The sequence below is a fragment of the Streptomyces sp. 35G-GA-8 genome (genome assembly GCF_023534745.1).
In the GTDB taxonomy this organism is placed as follows: Bacteria; Actinomycetota; Actinomycetes; order Streptomycetales; family Streptomycetaceae; genus Streptomyces.
Genome location: NZ_JAMHJQ010000002.1, coordinates 369,936 through 388,486 on the forward strand (window position 1 = coordinate 369,936; position 18,551 = coordinate 388,486).

Sequence of the window (18,551 nt, forward strand, 5' to 3'; positions counted from 1 at the left end):
GGATCGCCCCGCACCGGGCCCAGCCCGCCCTCACAGCCAGCCCAGCTGCCACAGCCGCCAGATCCCGGTCCCGTCCGACAGATACTGCGCACCCGTGACATCACCGCTGCTCAGTACGTAGTCCTTCTTCTGCCACAGCGGCACCACCGGCACATCCTCGGCCACCACCTTCTGGATGGACCTGAAGTCCTGCGAGGCCCGGGCGCGTTCGCCGTACTGCTGCGTGGACTCGATCAGCCGGTCGACACGGTCGCTCACGTACCCCGTGCGCAGCGTGGAGTCCCGGCCGACCAGCGGCTGGATGAAGTTGTCCGGGTCCGGGAAGTCCGGGAGCCAGCCGACGGTGTACGCGTCGTACTGCCCGCTGGTGTAGCCCTTCTGGAAGGCCGTCCACTCCCGCTCCACGATCTTCACCTTGAACAGCCCGGTGGCCTCCAGCTGCTTGCGCAGCTCTGTCGCCTCCGGCGCGGCCGAGCCGCCGTCCGCGTGCGCGAGCGTGAAGGTCACCGGGGTCTCCACGCCCGCGTCCGACAGCAGTTCCCTGGCCCGCTTCACGTCCGGCTCCGGGTAGGTGTCGAAGAACGGCGTGGTGTGCGAGGTGATGCCCTGCGGGATGAGCGAGTAGAGCGGATCGACCGTCGAGGCATAGACATTGAAGGCGATCTTGGACCGGTCGACGATCGCGGCGACCGCCCGGCGTACCGCCTTGTCGGCCATCGCCGATCCCTCGCGCACATTGAAGACGAGGTTGCGGATCTCCGCGCTGTCGGCCTCGTTCATCCGGATGTCGTCCTTGCTCGCGTCCAGCCCGGCGATCAGCGACGGCGGCAGCTGGCGGTGTGTGACATCGACCGTACGGGCCTTCCAGGCGGCGGCCAGCTCGGTGGACTTCTTGAAGTAGGTGATGTCCACCGGCCCGCCGAGCGCCGCGATCGCGCCCCGATACCGCGGGTTGGGCTCCAGCCGCGCCGAGGAGCCCGGCGCGTACGACTTCAGGACGTACGGCCCCGAGCCGTCGGTCACCGGGTCCGTGCGCAGCCCGTTCGCCGGGTAGCGGGTGTGGTCGACGATCGCGCCCGCTCCGGTGGCGACCTTCAGCGGGAACGTCGCGTCACGGGAGTCGAGGTGGAAGGTGACGGTCAGACCGTCCGCCTCGACCGACTTGAGCGTGGCGAAGAGGGACCCCGGACCGACGTCCGACTTGATGGCGAGCACACGGTCGAAGGAGTACTTGACGTCCTCTGCCGTGATCTTGTTGCCATTGGAGAACTGGAGATCGTCCCGCAACTCGCAGCGATAGGTCTGGAGTTCGGTCCCGACGAAACCGCAGGTGCGGGCGGCGTCCGGAACCGGCGTGACCGAACTGGGTTTGAACGTCAGCAGTGATTGGTAAATGTTGCTGAACAGCGCCCAGGATCCGGCGTCGTACGCGCCGGCCGGATCGAGCGAGGTGACCACGTCGGTCGTACCGACGGTGATCGCTTTCTGCTCGGTGTCGCGGGAGGGAAGCAGCTGCCAGCCGCCCACCCCCGCAATCACCAGCACAAGAGATGTGATGAGTATCCGAAGACGGATCGGCCGCATGTGCAGTGCCCCTCTATCACGCCCACCCCTGACCGTGATGGCGCTCACCCAACCACACGGCATCCGCCGGCGGAAGAGAAACCACGGGCCTCACAGGCAACGGTCGTGTTAAGTGTGCCGGGACAGGCGCGGGACAGGCCCCAGGGCCTGTCCCGGCCGGGCTTCAGGCGCTCCGCGAGGCCAGTTGCACGATGGTGATGTCGGAGGGGGCACCGACCCTGACCGGCGGGCCCCAGGCGCCCGCGCCGCGCGACACATACAGCTGGGTGTCGCCGTACCGCTCCAGACCGGCCACGGTCGGATTGGCCAGACCCGCGAGAAGGTTGCCCGGCCACAGCTGGCCGCCGTGGGTGTGTCCGGAGAGCTGGAGGTCGACGCCGTAGCGCACGGCGTCGTCGATGACGACGGGCTGGTGGGCGAGGAGTACGGACGCCCTGGCCCGGTCGCGGTCGTCGAGCGCCTTCGCGAAGTCGGGGCCCGCGCCCTCGCTCTCGCCCGCGACGTCGTTGACCCCGGCGAGATCGAAGCCGGGGATCTCCACCCGCTCGTTCTCCAGCGGCCGGAGGCCCAGTTCACGGACGTGGTCGACCCAGGCGTCCGCGCCCGAGAAGTACTCGTGGTTGCCGGTCACGAAGAACGAGCCGTGCCGGGCCTTCAGACCGGCCAGGGGCTCGGCCGCCGGGCCCAGGTCCTGGACGCTGCCGTCCACCAGGTCACCGACGACGGCGATCAGATCGGGCTGGGCGGAGTTGATGGTGTCCACGATGCGCTGGGTGTGGCCGCGGCCCAGGATCGGTCCGAGGTGGATGTCGCTGACGACGGCGATACGGAAGCCATGGGCGCCGCGCGGCAGCTTGGCGAGCGGGACGGTGACGCGCTTGACGCGGGGGCCGCGCAGGACGCCGTACGTGCCGTATCCGACGGTCGCGAGCGCGGCGGTGGCGGCCGCGCCGCCGACGACACGGGAGACGAACAGGCGGCGGGAGGGCGCGAGGTCGGGCGCGGGGTCGGGCGCGGTGGATGCGGTGGATGCGGTGGATGCGGTGGCCGGCGGTTCCGACGGATCCGAACCGCCGTCGGATATGCCCGTACCAGGACCCGCCGCAGGACTCGTGCCGGAACCCGCAGCAGGACTCGTACCGGCTCCCGGGCCCGAACCCGGGCCCGTGTCCGCACCGGCGCCCACCGGCGTACGTGCGACGGCCTGCGCCCCTGCCTGCGCCTGCGTCTCCGCCCCCGCCGGGACCTCAGCCCCGGCCGACGCGTCCCGGCGCTCCAGCAGCCGCCGCAGCAGCGGCCGTACGGCCTCGCCCACCAGCAGCGCGAGCAGCAGGTAGAGCAGCGCCGCCAGCCACAGAAAGCCCGGCCAGGCCAGCATCTGCTGCGCCAGGAACGGCATCCCCGAGCGCCCCGAGACCACGGCGCCGACCGACAGTAACGGCAGCACGACCACGGCGACGGTGCCCAGCCGCCGGGCGAGGCCGCCTGGGCTGGTCGTGTCGCGCACCAGGCGCCGCCAGAGGTACCAGTGCGCCCCTGCCACCAGCGATACGGCGGCGAGCGCCCCCAGAACGATCACGACGACCACGAACAGGCCCCTTATCCCAGTTTTTCACGGTGTTCGCGCTGTTCGCTCCGGAGCGCGCGCACACTACGGAACCCGATGACGCCAACGGCCGTCCCCAGAAGAAAGGACACGATGGCGAGCGTCAGGTGCACCCAGAAGTACCCCGTCGGATCACCGGCGTCGTCGAACGCGAGTCCGCTGCCGTCCTGCCACAGGTTCTTGACGAAAGTGATCCAGATGAACCAGCTCCACACCCCGAACGCGAGCAGGAACCAGGACACGGGGCGGTTGAGCTTCATGGATTCAGTATCACCGGCGCGTTCCAGGCGGCAGCAGCCGGGTCCGGAGGGCGGACGGCCGGGCCTGCACACGATGCGGTCATCCGCTACGCACACGCCGGTAATGGGTCCGATCAGCCCACCCGGGTCGGCACCGGGGTCCGCGCCATGTACGTTTTCGATCGTGTCCGCTTTGAAAAAGACCGCCTTGACGGTCATCGCCGCCGCATTGCTTCCCGTGATGACCGCCGCCCCCGCGTCGGCCGACGGCAAGGTCGACGGGCCCGACAACAACAACCAGCCGAAGCCGCCCGTCTCCATGTCCACGGTCGGCGGGGCCAAGCTCGGCCGGGCGGGTACGCAGGTGAACCTCGGCGCCGGCGCGCCCGTTCTGCCCAAGCAGCTGAGCGGCCGGTCCTGGATCGTCGCGGACGCCGAGTCGGGCGCGGTACTGGCGTCGCACAACGCCCACTGGCGGCTCCCGCCGGCCTCCACCCTCAAGATGCTCTTCGCGGACACGGTGCTGCCCAAGCTGCCCAAGGACCAGGTGTACAAGGTCGCGCCCACCGATCTCGCGGGGGTGGGCGCGGGCAGCAGCCTGGTCGGCGTCAAGGAGAACCTCAAGTACTCCGTCCACGATCTGTGGCTGGGGGTCTTCCTGCGCTCCGGCAATGACGCCGTCCATGTGCTCTCCGAGATGAACGGCGGGGTGCCCAAGACCGTCAAGGACATGCAGAAGCACGCCGAAGAGCTCCAGGCACTGGACACGCAGGTCGTCACCCCCGACGGCTACGACGAGAAGAACCAGGTCTCCAGCGCCTACGACCTCACCCTGATCGCCCGCTCCGGACTCCAGAAGAAGGACTTCCGGGAGTACTGCGCGACCGTGACGGCCAAGTTCCCCGGCGACGTGAAGCAGACGAAGGAGGGCGAGAAGGTCGAGAAGGACAAGAACGGCGACCCCAAGCGCGACTCCTTCGAGATCCAGAACACCAACCGGCTGCTGACCGGCGCCCCCGGCGTCGCCACGTACAAGGGCATCGCCGGTGTGAAGAACGGCAACACCACCCACGCCGGCGCGACCTTCACCGGGGTCGCCGAGCGCGACGGCCGGGTGCTGCTGGTCACCGTCATGAACCCGTCCTCCACGGAGGGCCAGGCGGTCTACCAGGAGGCGGCGCGGCTGCTGGACTGGGGCTTCTCGGCGGCCGGGAAGGTGACTCCGGTCGGTGAGCTGGTGCCGCCCAAGTCCGCCCGTCTGAAGGCCTCTCCGAACCCCACCGCCGTGGGAGCGGACTCGGCCGGGGTCGGCGTGGCCACCGAGCCCGCCAAGTTCGCGGCCACCAACGGCGAGGGCACGGGTGGCGTCGGGACGGCTCTCGCCGTCGTGGGCGGGGTGCTGGTCGTACTGGGAGGCGCGGTGTTCCTGGTCAACCGGCGCTGGCCGCTGCCCGACCTGGTCCGTCGCCGCCCGCGCGAGTAGAACCGGCGGCGCGGTTGCCGCTGCCGTCGCCGTCGCCGCTGCCGTTGTCCCGCAGCGGCTCGATCTCCGGCCCGGCATCGGCCTCGTCCTCGTCCGTTTTGCTACGGGTCGCCGTCCAGGCGGCGCAGAACAGCAGCAGCTTCGCCGTGAAGTTGATCCACAGCAGCAGCGCGACGGGCACCCCGAACGCGCCGTACATGCTCTTCGCCGCCACGCCCCGCATATAGCCGCCGAGCAGCAGCTTGAGCAGTTCGAAGCCGACGGCGCCGATGAGAGCGGCGACGACGAGCCGGCGGCGCGGGGGATGGACGCGGGGCAGCAGCGTCAGTACGTACAGCAGCAACAGGAAGTCGGCGAGGATCGCCACGGCGAGGGCGGCCACCTGGAGCAGGACGCCGCCCGCGCCGTTCTCGGGGATGCCCAGCCGCTCGGCGGTCCAGCCGACGGCGGTCGAGCCGAAGCCCGAGGCCCCGAGCGAGGCCAGCCCGACCGCCCCCAGACCGACGAGCGCCACCGCGTCCTTGCCCTTGAGCAGGAACGGATTGCCCTCTTTCGTGTCGTCCAGCTCCCAGACGGCGCGCAGACACTCCCGCATGGAGCCGACCCAGCCGATCCCGGTGAGGAGCAGCACCGCACCGGCCACCACCCCGACCGTGCCCGCGTTGGCCACCAGACCGCTGATGTCCAGCTGTTGGGAGATACCGGGGACCTGCTGCGCGATGCTGTTCTGGAGCCGGTCCAACTGGCCCCGGCTGAGCAGCGCGGCGCCGATCGCGGCGCCCACGGTGATCAGCGGGAAGAGCGCGATAAAGCTGATGAACGTGATGGCGGCGGCCAGCCGTGTCCAGTGGACGCGGTCGAGCGTTTCGTACGAACGCCAGGCGTGCGTCCGCATCAGCCTGGCCACGAACGGGCCGACGAGGGGCAGTTTCTTCAGCCAGTCCATGAACGACGTGTACCCCCTGATCGGAAAACAAGCGCCAGCTTCGCGACAAAGCCCGCAAAGAATGCAGTATGGGGCGATACGGTCATTTCACCTCGGACCTGTCGCGCCGCCTGTCGCCGCACCCGCAAGCGGCAACTGCCTGTTCGCACTGCTGCTCTGCTGCCCCCTCCCCCTCCCCCCTCCCCCCACCCCCTGAGGAGCGATTCACGATGAAGGACGCCTTCGGCACCCCTCGGTCCCTGCTCATCCTCGGCGGTACGTCGGAGATCGGACTCGCCACCGCGCGCCGGCTGATCGCCCGCCGTGCCCGTACGGTCTGGCTGGCGGGCCGCCCCTCCCCCGCCCTGGACACCGCCGCCGACGGGCTGCGGGCCCTGGGCGCGGACGTCCGTACCGTCGCCTTCGACGCCCTGGACCCGGGCTCGCACCTGGAAGTGCTCGGCAAGGTCTTCGCGGAGGGCGCCATCGACATGGTGCTGCTCGCCTTCGGGGTCCTCGGCGACCAGGCGCACGACGAGGCGGACCCGCTCGCGGCGGTACGGGTGGCGCAGACCAACTACACCGGCGCGGTCTCGGCGGGGCTGGTGTGCGCGGGCGCGATGCAGACGCAGGGGCACGGTTCGCTGGTGGTGCTGTCGTCGGTGGCCGGCGAGCGGGCCCGGCGCGCGGACTTCATCTATGGGTCGAGCAAGGCGGGCCTGGACGCGTTCGCGCAGGGGCTGGGGGACGCCATGTGCGGCACGGGGGTGCGGATCATGGTCGTACGGCCCGGCCTCGTTCGGCCGAGGACGGCGGCCGCCCGGCCGGAAACGCCGCTGGCCACCACCCCGGAGGCGGTCGCGACGGCCATCGAGCTGGGTCTGCGACGGCACTCGGAGACCGTGTGGGTGCCGGGGGCGCTACGGGTGGTGATGGCGGCGGTGCGCCATCTGCCGCGCCCGCTGTTCCGCAGGCTGCCCGTCTGAGCCGACGGGCGGCGGGAGGGGAAGGCGATGGGCCGGGGGCGGCCGGGCAGCGGGAGAGCGAGGCCGGGAGGGCGGGGCTCAGCGCAGGGAGGTCGGCCGGTCGACCGGGGTGGTCTGCGGGGGCAACCCCGAGATCTCCGCGCCACCGCCGAACGCGTACTCCTGGAGCTTGCGCCATACGGCGTCCGCGCCCTGCTCGTACAGCGCGAAGGAGGTGCAGCTCCAGGCCGCGCCGTACTCGGACAGCTCCTCGTAGGCCCGGTCCATCGCCTCCTCGGCGATGCCGTGCGCCACCGTCACATGGGGGTGGTACGGAAACTGCAGCTCGCGGACGAGCGGGCCCGAGGAGTCCCTGACGCGCTTCTGGAGCCAGGTGCAGGCCGACGCGCCCTCGACCACCTGGATGTAGACCACCGGCGAGAGCGGGCGGAACGTACCGGTGCCGGACAGCCTCATCGGGAACGGCCTGCCGGCCGACGCGACGGCGGCGAGATGCGCCTCGATCGCGGGCAGCGCCGACGCGTCGACCTCGGTGGGCGGCAGCAGCGTGACATGCGTGGGAATGCCGTGCGCGGCGGGATCACCGAAGCCCGCACGCCGGTCCTGGATCAGGCTGCCGTACGGCTCCGGGACCGCGATCGAAACGCCGAGCGTTACGGTCCCCACATCGATCTCCTCAGTCCCGTGGTCCATGTGTCGATGGTCTGTGTCTTCGCCGCCGCTCGCCAGTGTGACGGTCGCACCGCCCGGCCCGCCAGCGGCGACCCGAGCGGTGCGACGCGGTGGCGTTCCGGGCCGGCGCACCCCACTGACCTCCGGTGTCTTCGCTCCGGGCCGCCCTCTGCGCCGGTGCGCCGCCGGTGCGCCACCGATGCTCCTCGGTACCGCGCCAGTACTCCGTCGGTGCGTGGCCCGTACTCCGTCAGTGCTTGGCGGGGAGGAAGCCGACTCTGTCGTAGGTCTGGGCGAGCGTCTCGGCCGCGACCGCGCGGGCCTTCTCCGCGCCCTCGGCCAGGATCGAGTCCAGCGTCTCCGGATCGTCCAGATACTCCTGCGTGCGGGACCTGAACGGGGTGACGAACTCGACCATCGCGTCCGCCAGATCCGTCTTCAGCGCACCGTAGCCCTTACCAGTGTATTTCTCCTCCAGCTCCGCGACGGTGGTGTCCGTGAGCGTGGAGTAGATCGTGAGCAGATTGCTCACCCCGGGCTTGGTCACGGTGTCGAACCGGATCTCCGTGCCGGTGTCGGTGACCGCGCTCTTGATCTTCTTCGCGGTGGCCTTCGGCTCGTCGAGCAGATTGATCAGGCCCTTGGGGGTGGACGCCGACTTGCTCATCTTGATCGTCGGGTCCTGGAGGTCGTAGATCTTCGCGACCTCCTTGACGATGTGCGGCGCCGGGACCGTGAACGTCTGTCCGAAGCGGCTGTTGAAGCGCTCGGCGAGATCGCGGGTCAGCTCGACATGCTGCCGCTGGTCCTCACCGACCGGGACGGCGTTCGCCTGGTACAGCAGGATGTCGGCGACCTGGAGGATCGGGTACGTGAAGAGCCCGACCGTGGCGCGGTCCGCGCCCTGTTTCGCGGACTTGTCCTTGAACTGCGTCATCCGGGAGGCCTCACCGAAGCCGGTGATGCAGTTCATGACCCAGGCGAGCTGCGCGTGCTCGGGCACATGACTCTGGATGAAGAGTGTGCAGCGTCGCGGGTCCAGACCGGCGGCGAGCAGCTGGGCAGCGGCGAGACGGGTATTGGCGCGCAGCTCGGCGGGGTCCTGGGGAACGGTGATCGCGTGCAGGTCGACGACCATGTAGAAGGCGTCGTGCGTTTCTTGCAGCGCGACGTACTGGCGCACCGCGCCGAGGTAGTTCCCGAGGTGGAAAGAGCCTGCGGTGGGCTGGATTCCGGAGAGCGCGCGGGGACGATCAGAGGCCATGTTCACCATTCTCTCAGGTATGACCGACAGGTCGGGAACGGAGAGGGAACGGAGAGGGGGCGAGGACCTGCGGGAGGCGGCGCGGAGGCGGTGCGGGAGACCGTGCGGGGAGGAGACGGACGACGGGGCCTACGGTCTCCCGGCGTCCGGACTCTGTTCAGCCAGGGCATGCCGAGGGCAAGGTTTCCTCGTCCACACTGCGAGCGACGATAGAAAGTGGGGCCGCGCCCCGCCCGTACCGCACAGCTTGTCCCGTACACCCCGCACAGCTCGTCCCGTACACCCGCACAGCTTGTCCTGACCGATCGGAGAAACCCGTGTCGACAACGGAGAGCGCCATCGCCTCGGCGGAGGCCCACAGCGCGCACAACTACCACCCGCTGCCCATCGTGGTCGCCTCGGCGGACGGCGCCTGGATGACCGATGTCGAGGGGCGGCGCTTCCTCGACATGCTCGCCGGGTACTCGGCGCTCAATTTCGGCCATGGCAACAGAAGGCTCATCGACGCCGCGAAGGCGCAGCTGGAGAGGGTGACGCTCACCTCTCGCGCGTTCCACCACGACCGGTTCGCCGACTTCTGTACACAGCTGGCCGAGCTGTGCGGCATGGAGATGGTGCTGCCCATGAACACCGGCGCCGAGGCGGTGGAGACCGCCGTGAAGACCGCCAGGAAGTGGGGCTACCGGGTCAAGGGCGTGCCGGACGGCATGGCGAAGATCGTCGTGGCGGCCAATAACTTCCACGGCCGTACGACCACGATCATCAGCTTCTCGACGGACGCGGAGGCGCGGGCGGACTTCGGCCCGTACACGCCCGGCTTCGAGATCGTTCCGTACGGGGATCTCACCGCGATGGACGCGGCGATGACCGAGAACACCGTGGCCGTGCTCGTGGAGCCGATCCAGGGCGAGGCCGGGGTCCTGGTGCCGCCTGCGGGCTATCTCGCCGGGGTGCGGGAGCTGACCCGGCAGCGGAACGTGCTCTTCATCGCGGACGAGATCCAGTCGGGCCTGGGCCGGACGGGGAAGACCTTCGCCTGTGAGCACGAGGGCGTGGTGCCCGACATGTATGTCCTCGGCAAGGCGCTGGGCGGCGGGGTGGTGCCGGTGTCGGCGGTGGTGTCCTCGGCCGACGTGCTGGGCGTGTACCGGCCAGGCGAGCACGGCTCGACCTTCGGCGGCAATCCGCTCGCCTGCGCGGTGGCGCTGGAGGTCATCGCGATGCTGCGGTCGGGCGAGTTCCAGCAGCGCGCGGCGGAGCTGGGTGACCATCTCCACCACGAACTGGGCCTGCTGACGGGCGGCGGAGCGGTGGAGGCGGTACGGGGCCGGGGCCTGTGGGCTGGGGTGGACATCGTGCCGTCCCACGGGACGGGCCGGGAGATCTCGGAGCGGCTGATGGACCGGGGCGTACTGGTGAAGGACACGCACGGCTCCACGATCCGGATCGCCCCGCCGCTGGTGATCAGCAAGGAGGACCTGGACTGGGGCCTGGACCAGCTCAGGGCGGTCCTGGCCGACTAGGGCCTGTCCGGTCCCCGGGGCCTGTCCGGTTCCCAGGGTCTTTCCGGCCCTTGTGTCCGCTCGGGGCGTACCCCGGGCGGACGGGCCTGCCGGACAGGGCGCCTAGAGGATCACATGCGGCAGGAAGCGGGCGTACTCGTCGGTGATCAGCCCTGCGGACTCGCGGATGCCGAGGCCCGCCGCCTCGTCCTCGACCACCCACGCGCCGAGCACCACCCGGTTGCCGTCGAAGTCGGGCAGCGGCGCCAACTCCTGGTAGCAGCAGGGCTCGTCGCGCAGCACCGGGGGCGCCCCCGGCTCGTGGATCGTGACGCCGGCGCCCTCCCTGCCGAGGAGGGGCTTGGCCACATAGCCGCGGGAGACGGCCAGTTCGCGGGGGCCGTCGAGGTGCGAGGGCAGCAGGTTGGGGTGGCCGGGGTGGAGCTCCCAGAGGATCGCCAGGAGCGCCTTGTTGGAGAGGAGCATCTTCCAGGCGGGCTCGATCCAGCAGGTGGTGCCCGTACCGCCGCCGTTGTCCAGGGTGTCCTGGACGTACGGGCCGAAGCGGTCGGTGGCCAGCCACTCCCAGGGGTAGAGCTTGAAGCAGCTGCGGATGAAGCGCAGCCGGTCGTCCACGAAACGGCCCGACAGCCGGTCCCAGCCGATCTGTTCGACGGAGAGCGCCTCCGTCTCCAGGCCGGCCTGCTCGGCGGTCTCGCGCAGATACGCGACCGTCATCAGGTCCTCGCCCAGTTCGTCGCCGTCGGAGTGCGCGAAGTGCACAGGGCCGGGCGGGAGGAGGCCGGACTGCCGTTTCCAGGCGGCGACCAGCCGTTCGTGCAGGGAGTTCCACTGGTCGGCGTGGGGGAACCGGTCCTCCATCCAGAACCACTGGGCGCTCGCGGCCTCGACCAGTGAGGTGGGGGTGTCGGCGTTGTACTCCAGCATCTTGGCCGGACCCGTGCCGTCGTAGTGCAGATCGAACCGACCGTAGATGGAGGGCAGTTCGGCGCGACGCCGCCAGGACTCGGCTATCAGGGCGGCGAGCCGGGGGTCGGTGATGCCGAGATCGGCGAAGCGGTCGTGCTCGACGATATGCGCGGCGGCGCCCAGACACATCGCGTGGAGCTCTTCGACGACCTCTTCGAGCGCCTCGACCTCGGGCAGCGTGAAGGAGTAGTAGGCGCTCTCGTCCCAGTACGGCCGCAGCGAGTCGTCCGGATAGCGGGTGAGCGGATAGATGACGCCCTGCTCCTCGACTATGCGCTGCCAGTCGGGGCGGGGGCGTATGGCGTGACGTTTCATCAGCGGATCAGCGGTCGGCCGGCCAGGACCACTCAGCCCCCGCCGGAGCCGGACGAACAGCCGAAACCGCCCCGGTCGACGGCGGACTTGTCGAAGCTGCCGCCGTCGACCTTGCCCTTGCTGCTCGATCCCCCGTAGTAGTACGAGCCGCTGCCGCCGCTCTTGCACTCGGAGCTGGGCAGGGTCTGCCGCGTCGTCCGGTCGGCGCACCGCTTGTCCGGATCCGAGCCGCAGGACGTGATCGTGACGGCGAGGACCCCCATGCTCCCGAGCACGACCGTGCTCGACCTCAGTCTCCGTGGACGCGCAGCGGCCATGTCCCCGCCCTTTCCCCCGTTGTTGTGAACACAATAAGCGGCCTTACCGCCCTGCCGTAAAGGCGTTACGTGGCGTTTCCTCGGATCCTCGGCCAATGCCCCACTGGAGCGCGTACGTACGTCTTGGGACGATCCGCGCGCTCGGGCCAGGGCCGTGCTCGGGCCGTCGGCGTACCGCCGGGGCTCAGCGGCCGGCCGCGCGGCGGATCTCGCCTTCCGCCGGGAGCAGGTCCGTGATCATCTCCCAGATCCGCTTCGCGTCCGTCCTCGTCAGCCGCACCGCGCTCGCCGGGCCGACCTGCCCCGGGGCGACCGGCTCTGCGGGGAGTTCGCGGTGCCAGTAGCCCAGGGGGCCGCAGTCCCAGACGCCGAAGCCGCGGACCGCTACGCCGTCCTGGCCGCCGTCGCGGCCGCGCCAGGCCGCGGTCATGCGCCAGCTCGACCGCAGTTCGCCGATCATGTCGGCGAAGAGCGCGAGCGCCGGTTCTGACAGGGTGCCGGTCGACTCCAGGGCGGCGCGGACACGCTCACGCTCCGCTCCGCCGGACGCGGTGGCGGGGACGTCGGCCATGCTCCCGACGCCCGCTTCGAGCGTTGCCACGGTCGTCTCGACGACGGCGAGCCCGGCGTCGCGCACGGCGGCGGACTGCTGGAGGTTCACCAGATTCGCCATCGCCCAGACCAGCGTCTTCGGCTCGACCGTCGTGTACTCGGCCTCACGCTCTCCGGGCCAGGACTGGTGGGCGACCACATGGTCCTCCCCGATGATCAGCCCGTGGTTCAGGGTGCCCTGACGGCCCGTGGCCTCCAGGGAGATGACCACGACCGGGTTGACGAGCGTCTTCATCATGGGCAGCAGCAGAACGGACAGCTCACCGTCCCGGCCGAGCAGACCGCACTGCCGCAGTTCGTCCCCTGCCGCGGCGTACTCGTCGGGCACGGGCCGGCCGGTCGCCAGTTCGGTGAGGACGATGACGTGCTCGTCGGTCAGCCGGAATCGGGGCCGGGTGATGTCGTACGAAGGCATGGGCAGAACACTCGCTTTGCTACGGGTCGGATGGGGTCGTCGGGTGCCGTGTTCCGGCCGGAACCGCTCAGGACTGGCTCTCCGCGAAGAGCCGGGTGGACCGCGAGAAGGCGGCCCGTACGGCGCCGCCCCTGGTCAGTGGGGCCCGGTCCACACCCGCGAAGAGCGCGACGAGCGCGATGTCCGCGGCCACGGCCCGGCCCGTCACCCGCACCACCAGCTTCTTGCTCGCGCCGATACCGGACTGCTTGGCCGTGAGGGAGACGCCCGGGTCCTCGTTGTCGGCCTCCCTCAGCAGTACGTACTGCTTCCGGTTGACCGCCCACAGCCGGTAGTTGTCCCCGCCGTACTTGAAGTGCAGGGCACGGGCCTTGTGCGTCAGCCCGAAGCGGTTGCGCCGCAGATACACCATCGCGTCGCCGACCCTGAGGGTGGACCGGTTGAGCGTCGGGAGGTCCGCCGCCTCGGTGTGGATGCCGCGGGTCTCGAACGTGGCGGTGGGGATGAGGGTGCCGCGTACCTCGGAGACCACGCTGCCCGGGGTGGTCTTCCTGGGCAGCGGGCAGGTCAGCACGATCTCGCCGAACTCCGGTGAGGTGCCCCGGTATCCGGCGCGCCGCTCGTGTGTGCGGCCCTCCTTCCAGAACTCCAGCGTGATCGGGGCGGTGGCGGTATGCATCGGTCTCCTTCAGTCGAACGGGTTGAGGGCGCTGCCCAGCTTCTTCGCCCCGTTGGCGATACCGTCTCCGATGTCCGACGCCTTGTCGCCGACCCAGTCCCCGGCCTTGTCGAGGCCCTTGCCGATGGCCTCGTGGTTGTCCCAGATCAGGGCGCCCGCGTAGGCGACACCGGTGCCGACGGCCAGGCCGAGCGTAACCGGGTTGGGCGCCACGGTCAGAGCCGTCATCGAGGCGCTGAACGCGGTCCCGGTGAGGTCGGTCGCGAACTTCGACGGATTCGCCTTGATCATGTCGGCGTCGTACGTCGCGAGGTTGGCGACGCCGTACGCCGTCGACGCGACACCGCCCACCACGCCGGCTCCGCGCAGCCAGCCGGCCGCCTTCGCGGCGTTCGCGAGACCGCCCTGCGACGCCACCCTGGCCAGGTTGGCTTCGGAGGCCGTCGGCATGAAGAAGGCGCCGTTGCGCATATAGCCGCCGAACATGGCGGCCTCGTCCGATCCGGTCAGCGCCGAGACCGCGCCGGCCGGGACACGGCTGAGCAGGCTGCCCGGGGGCGCCCCCGCGAGACGGGTGTTGATCGTGCGGCTGAGGAAAGTGCCCGGGGCGTGCGGGATGTCGCCCTTCAACACCTTGACCAGCTTGTAGGAGTACAGGCCGGCCGCGGTGAGGGAGCCGGCGAACGCACCGACCGTGATCGCGCCGTTCGACACCTGCGACACCAGCTTCGCCAGCTCCGGGTTGCCGGTGAGGCGGGTCATGCCGTCGCGTTGCAGGCGCTTGATGTAGTCGTCGAGGGTCTCGTTGTCCCGCATTTCGAGCCACGCGAGATCGAGGCGGTCCTGCTTCTGCTTGTCGTCGGACTTCGCCACCGCGCCGGCGTCGCCGTTGAAGCCGGTACCGGGCGTCCCGTCGTTCTTGTTGCCCTGGCCGTCCTTGACCACGGCCTCCAGGTCCTTCTTCAGATCCGCGTCGGCGTCGTCGACCGCCTTGACGCAGGACTTGATGTAGTCCGTCCAGGACTGCACGCTCTCCCGGATGCTCTTGGCGTAGTCGGGGTCATGACGGGTCGCGGCGCGCTCGGCCTCGGTGAGCGCGGCGTAGTCGAACTCGACGTTGCCCTGCTCCGAGACCTTCATACCGGCCTTGATCGCGTCGGTGCGGGCGTTCTCCAACTGCTTCTTCAGGTCGGTGAACTGCTGGTGCGCGTTGCGCAGCAGGGTGGCGGTCGCCTTCGCCTGGGTCTGCGCGGCCGTGTACTCGTAACGGGTCGCGGTGAAGTTGGTGTGCGCGCGGACGGAGCTGTCGCCGAGCCAGGTGCCGTCCATGGTGATCTTCTGCACGCTGTCGCGGTAGCGCTTCTCGACCTTGTGGAACTCGTCGGCCATTTCCTGCCACTTGTCGGCGGCGGTGTTCAGCCCACCGAAGTCGGTGGTCATGACCTCGTGATACGTCAGCATGCTGGTTGTTCCCCCGGGAGACGACGTGGGTGCGTGCGTTACGCGGTCCTGGCATCGGGACGCGGCGCGACGGAGCGGCGGAGCGGGGCCGCGGTTCGGTACGTCGGTAGGTCGCTACGTCGCTACGTCCGCGCGCCGGTACGGCCCGGCGTCCGTCAGTACTTGTCAGTACTTGTCGAAGTTCGACGGAATGCCGCTGAGGGTGCTGCGTCGGTCGACATCGGTCCCCGTCAGGATGGTGACCGTCGCGCGCAGGGCGCCCTTCTCCGTGTTCAGCCGTCCCACGAGAGTCTTCACCTGGCTCTCCCAGGTGGTCTGCACCGTCTTCAGCCCGGTGGCGGTGGCCCAACCGGAGAAAGCGCTGATCGCGGTGGTCATCGACGCGTCGGCCCAGTCGCCGGCCTTCCGGGTGTTCGGCTGGAGTTCCGTCTCGATGGTGTTCGCCGCCGCGCGCTTCTGGGCCGGCGTCGACGCGAGATTGGGGGCGCTGCCGCCCGGCAGCGGTGCGGTCGGGCGGTCCTCGTCAGGAACTCTGTTGAGCTGCATGGAAGTGGTCGGCCCGCCCTGCGAAGGAGCCAAGCCCTGTTCGAATCCCATGTCCGTAAACCCCCGTTTTCGGCACCACGATCGCGATTTCGCAGTGGGATTGTATAACTACAATCGGCCGCTATGGACGGCTGGTTGGCCGGTACGGCACGGACCGACCAACGCCGTCCTCCCGGGGGGGGCGGGCCCCTGGCTCAGCTCGCGCCTGATCCGTAGGGACGGGTGATCGCTTCCAGCGCGTGGCCGGCGGGATCCAGGAAGTACACGCCGCGCCCGCCGTCGTTGTGGTTGATCTCGCCGGGACGCTCGCGGTGCGGATCGGCGTAGTACGTGAGCCCGGCGTCCTGGATCCGCTGGAAGATCCCGTCGAACTCCGCCTCGGTGACCAGGAAGGCGTAGTGCTGTGAGGCGATCGACTCCTCCGGAGCGGTCGCGAAGTCGAGAGTGACGCCGTTGCTCAGTTCCACGGGGATGAACGGGCCCCACTCGTCCCCGGCCTCAAGGCCGAGGATCCGCGCGACGAACTCCGCGGACTCCCGCTTGTTCTTGGCATGGACGATGGTGTGATTCAGCTGGACTGGCACTGTGGGATGCCTCCGTAAGGGCCAACTCACGGACACCTCCATGCCCCACCGGGACGGTGACCGACACGCGATGCCGTGCTATCAGCGTAGGCCGGGCCCCGGGGGCTGTCTCGCCCGTTACTCCCTACGGACCCGGTGCGGCGGTACGGCATGACGCCCGACCCCGGCACGGATCACGGCGCGACGGCTCACGGAACTACGGCTCACGGCAGCACGCGGCACAGCGCGTCCAGCGCGCCCGTCCACGCGCTGTCCGGCGGGGTGGCGTAACCGACCACCAGGGCGTCGCGCCCCGACGTGGCCTCGGGGTGGACGAAGCGGGACAGGCCCTCCACCGCGAGCCCCTGCCAGGCCGCCGCCTCGATGACCGAGCGTTCGCTGCCGGGCGGCAGTTCGAGGACGGCGTGCAGGCCGGCCGCGATCCCGCTCACGCTGATGCCGGGCGCCCGGTCCGCCAGCGCCCGCACGAGCTGGTCGCGGCGGCGCCGGTAGCGCAGCCGCGAGGAACGGACATGACGGTCGTACGCGCCCGAGGCGATGAACTCCGCGAGCGTGAGCTGATCCAGCGCGCTCGACGCCCACTCCGCCTCCCCCTTCGCCGCCACCACCTCCGCGGCCAACTCCCCGGGCAGCACGAGCCATCCGAGCCGTAGCCCCGGCGCCAGGGACTTGCTCGCCGTGCCGAGGTACACGACCCGCTCGGGGTCGAGCCCTTGAAGGGCGCCGACGGGCTGGCGGTCGTACCGGAACTCCCCGTCGTAGTCGTCCTCCAGGATCAGCCCGCCCGTACCGCGCGCCCAGTCCACGGCCGCCGCGCGCCGGTCGGGGTGGAGCGCGACGCCCGTCGGGAACTGGTGCGCCGGGGTCAGCAGGACCGCGCCGACGCCGCGGGCGCCCGCCGGGTGGGACAGCTCGGCCAGGTCCTCGGTGCGCGTACCGCGCGCGTCCAGTGCGAGCGCGGGGGTCCGCAGCCCGGCCACGGTGAGCAGGTTCCGGTGCTGGTCGAGGCCGTACGACTCGGTCGCCACCGCACGCACCCGGCGCGCGGCCAGGACCTTCCCGAGCAGCGACAGCCCGTGGACGAAGCCCGAGCAGACGACGATCCGCCCGGGGTCGGCGTACACGCCGCGCGCCCGCGCCAGATAGTCGGCGAGGACGGTACGCAGCTCGATCCGGCCCCGGGGATCGCCGTACCCGAACGCCTCGTGCGGCGCGGCCGTCAGCGCCCGGCGGGCGGCCGTGAGCCACTGGGCCCGGGGGAACGCGGCGAGGTCGGGGGTGCCCGGCATCAGGCTGTACGCGGGCCCGCGGCGGACCGGCCGCGTTCTGGGCGCGGCGGGCGCGGCTCTGCGGGGCGCGGCACGCCGGGCCACCCGGGTCCCCGAGCCCTGCCGCGCGGTGAGCCAGCCCTCGGCGACCAGCTCGGCGTACGCGTCGGCGACGGTGTTACGGGCGATGCCCAGATCGGCGGCGAGCGAACGGGAGGACGGCAGCCGGGTGCCGGGCGCGAGACGGCCCGTGCGGACGGCGTCGCGCAGGGCGTCCATGAGCCCGGAGCGCAGCCCGGAACCCGGCCCCGGGCCCGGACCGGAGCGCGGCCCCGAGCGCGGCCCGGGACCGCGCAGATCCAGATGCAGATCGACACCGGCGATCGACGCATTGGCCCAGGAATCCGTCATGGAAGTGGACCATACAGGGGTGCCACTGGGCGCGTAGCGTCGTACTCATGACGACGAACACGACGGCAGACGCGGCGACGGCGAACACGGCGACGGACACGGCGGGCGCCAAGGGGTACGCCCCGGAGCACACCCCTCGACTGAACATGGCCAAGCTCGCCCCCGAGGTGTACAAGGCCATGGTCCGGCTGGACGCGGCGGCCCGGCAGGGCGTCGATCCGACCCTGCTCGAACTGGTCAAGATCCGTGCTTCCCAGATCAACCACTGCGCGTTCTGCCTCGACATGCACAGCAAGGACGCGCTGGCGGGCGGCGAGTCGGTGGAGCGGATCATTCAGCTCAGCGCGTGGGAGGAGTCGCGGCACTTCTACACGCCGAAGGAGATCGCGGCGATCGAGCTGACCGAGGCGGTCACCGTACTCACGGACGGTTTCGTGCCGGACGAGGTGTACGAGAAGGCCGCGGCCCACTTCGACGAGACCGAGCTGGCCCAGCTGATCGCCGCGATCACGGTGATCAACGCCTGGAACCGGTTCGGGGTGACCACCCGGACGACCCCGGGCCACTACACCCCCGGTCAGTTCAAGCACTGAGGACGGCCACGGCGTTCCGCGCCCCGCACCAGGGCCGCGCCGCCGCCGACCCGCTGGTCCTGCCGACCCCGCCCGACGAGATGCTCGAAGCGGTCGGAC

Annotated in this window: 18 protein-coding genes; 4 read left to right on the forward strand and 14 right to left on the reverse strand. The window is 70.4% G+C overall.

Translation table 11 applies throughout. The features are described 5' to 3' along the window. Positions 1-30: 30 nt before the first annotated feature. From M1203_RS04815 to M1203_RS04825, 3 genes are all read right to left on the reverse strand, one after another. The gene (locus M1203_RS04815; protein WP_249948227.1) at positions 31-1,584 is read right to left on the reverse strand and encodes an ABC transporter substrate-binding protein; all 1,554 of its coding nucleotides are present in this window, start codon (positions 1,582-1,584) and stop codon (positions 31-33) included. Between the two features lie 163 nt (positions 1,585-1,747). Further along, positions 1,748-3,172, reverse strand: coding sequence for a metallophosphoesterase (locus M1203_RS04820; RefSeq protein ID WP_249948228.1), 1,425 nt, complete (start codon positions 3,170-3,172; stop codon positions 1,748-1,750). Between the two features lie 11 nt (positions 3,173-3,183). After that, complete coding sequence (locus M1203_RS04825; RefSeq protein WP_249948229.1) at positions 3,184-3,450, reverse strand: SCO4848 family membrane protein; 267 nt, start codon at positions 3,448-3,450, stop codon at positions 3,184-3,186. A gap of 163 nt (positions 3,451-3,613) precedes the next feature. Here M1203_RS04825 and M1203_RS04830 point away from each other — a divergent pair, with 163 nt between their 5' ends. Beyond that, on the forward strand, positions 3,614-4,912 hold the full coding sequence (locus M1203_RS04830; RefSeq protein WP_374401894.1) for a D-alanyl-D-alanine carboxypeptidase family protein: 1,299 nt from the start codon (positions 3,614-3,616) through the stop codon (positions 4,910-4,912). Here M1203_RS04830 and M1203_RS04835 read toward each other — a convergent pair. Further along, positions 4,860-5,858, reverse strand: a complete 999-nt coding sequence (locus M1203_RS04835) for a YihY/virulence factor BrkB family protein (protein WP_249948231.1) — start codon at positions 5,856-5,858, stop codon at positions 4,860-4,862. The two genes, M1203_RS04830 and M1203_RS04835, sit on opposite strands and share 53 nt — an antisense overlap. A 209-nt stretch (positions 5,859-6,067) precedes the next feature. On the opposite strand from M1203_RS04835, the gene M1203_RS04840 reads away from it, so the two are divergent. Then, positions 6,068-6,823, forward strand: coding sequence for a decaprenylphospho-beta-D-erythro-pentofuranosid-2-ulose 2-reductase (locus tag M1203_RS04840; protein ID WP_249948232.1), 756 nt, complete (start codon positions 6,068-6,070; stop codon positions 6,821-6,823). A gap of 78 nt (positions 6,824-6,901) precedes the next feature. Here M1203_RS04840 and M1203_RS04845 read toward each other — a convergent pair whose 3' ends face one another. After that, a complete protein-coding gene (locus tag M1203_RS04845; protein ID WP_249948522.1) occupies positions 6,902-7,489 on the reverse strand; it encodes a 2'-5' RNA ligase family protein in 588 nt (195 codons plus the stop codon). 256 nt (positions 7,490-7,745) lie between these two features. Continuing rightward, positions 7,746-8,759: a tryptophan--tRNA ligase gene (gene trpS / locus M1203_RS04850; protein ID WP_249948233.1), complete on the reverse strand. Its 1,014-nt coding sequence runs from the start codon at positions 8,757-8,759 to the stop codon at positions 7,746-7,748. Positions 8,760-9,076: 317 nt separating this feature from the next. Here trpS and rocD point away from each other — a divergent pair, with 317 nt between their 5' ends. Beyond that, complete coding sequence (gene rocD, locus M1203_RS04855) at positions 9,077-10,282, forward strand: ornithine--oxo-acid transaminase (RefSeq protein ID WP_249948234.1); 1,206 nt, start codon at positions 9,077-9,079, stop codon at positions 10,280-10,282. 102 nt (positions 10,283-10,384) lie between these two features. Here the strand turns inward: rocD and M1203_RS04860 are convergent, their stop codons facing one another. From M1203_RS04860 to M1203_RS04895, 8 genes are all read right to left on the reverse strand, one after another. Beyond that, a complete protein-coding gene (locus M1203_RS04860) occupies positions 10,385-11,566 on the reverse strand; it encodes a glutathionylspermidine synthase family protein (protein ID WP_249948235.1) in 1,182 nt (393 codons plus the stop codon). 32 nt (positions 11,567-11,598) lie between these two features. Further along, complete coding sequence (locus M1203_RS04865; RefSeq protein ID WP_249948236.1) at positions 11,599-11,883, reverse strand: hypothetical protein; 285 nt, start codon at positions 11,881-11,883, stop codon at positions 11,599-11,601. A gap of 184 nt (positions 11,884-12,067) precedes the next feature. Continuing rightward, the gene (locus M1203_RS04870) at positions 12,068-12,910 is read right to left on the reverse strand and encodes a histidine kinase (protein ID WP_249948237.1); all 843 of its coding nucleotides are present in this window, start codon (positions 12,908-12,910) and stop codon (positions 12,068-12,070) included. 67 nt (positions 12,911-12,977) lie between these two features. Then, positions 12,978-13,589, reverse strand: a complete 612-nt coding sequence (locus M1203_RS04875) for a hypothetical protein (protein WP_249948238.1) — start codon at positions 13,587-13,589, stop codon at positions 12,978-12,980. Positions 13,590-13,598: 9 nt separating this feature from the next. Beyond that, complete coding sequence (locus M1203_RS04880) at positions 13,599-15,050, reverse strand: hypothetical protein (protein WP_249948239.1); 1,452 nt, start codon at positions 15,048-15,050, stop codon at positions 13,599-13,601. Positions 15,051-15,215: 165 nt separating this feature from the next. Then, the gene (locus M1203_RS04885; protein WP_249948240.1) at positions 15,216-15,596 is read right to left on the reverse strand and encodes a hypothetical protein; all 381 of its coding nucleotides are present in this window, start codon (positions 15,594-15,596) and stop codon (positions 15,216-15,218) included. Between the two features lie 194 nt (positions 15,597-15,790). Next, entirely contained in the window at positions 15,791-16,180 is a 390-nt protein-coding gene (locus tag M1203_RS04890) for a VOC family protein (protein ID WP_249948241.1), read from the reverse strand. A 203-nt stretch (positions 16,181-16,383) separates the two neighbouring features. Further along, positions 16,384-17,859, reverse strand: a complete 1,476-nt coding sequence (locus M1203_RS04895; protein ID WP_249948242.1) for a PLP-dependent aminotransferase family protein — start codon at positions 17,857-17,859, stop codon at positions 16,384-16,386. 47 nt (positions 17,860-17,906) lie between these two features. Between M1203_RS04895 and M1203_RS04900 the strand changes: the two genes are divergently transcribed. Then, positions 17,907-18,452: a carboxymuconolactone decarboxylase family protein gene (locus M1203_RS04900; RefSeq protein ID WP_374401903.1), complete on the forward strand. Its 546-nt coding sequence runs from the start codon at positions 17,907-17,909 to the stop codon at positions 18,450-18,452. Positions 18,453-18,551: the final 99 nt, after the last annotated feature.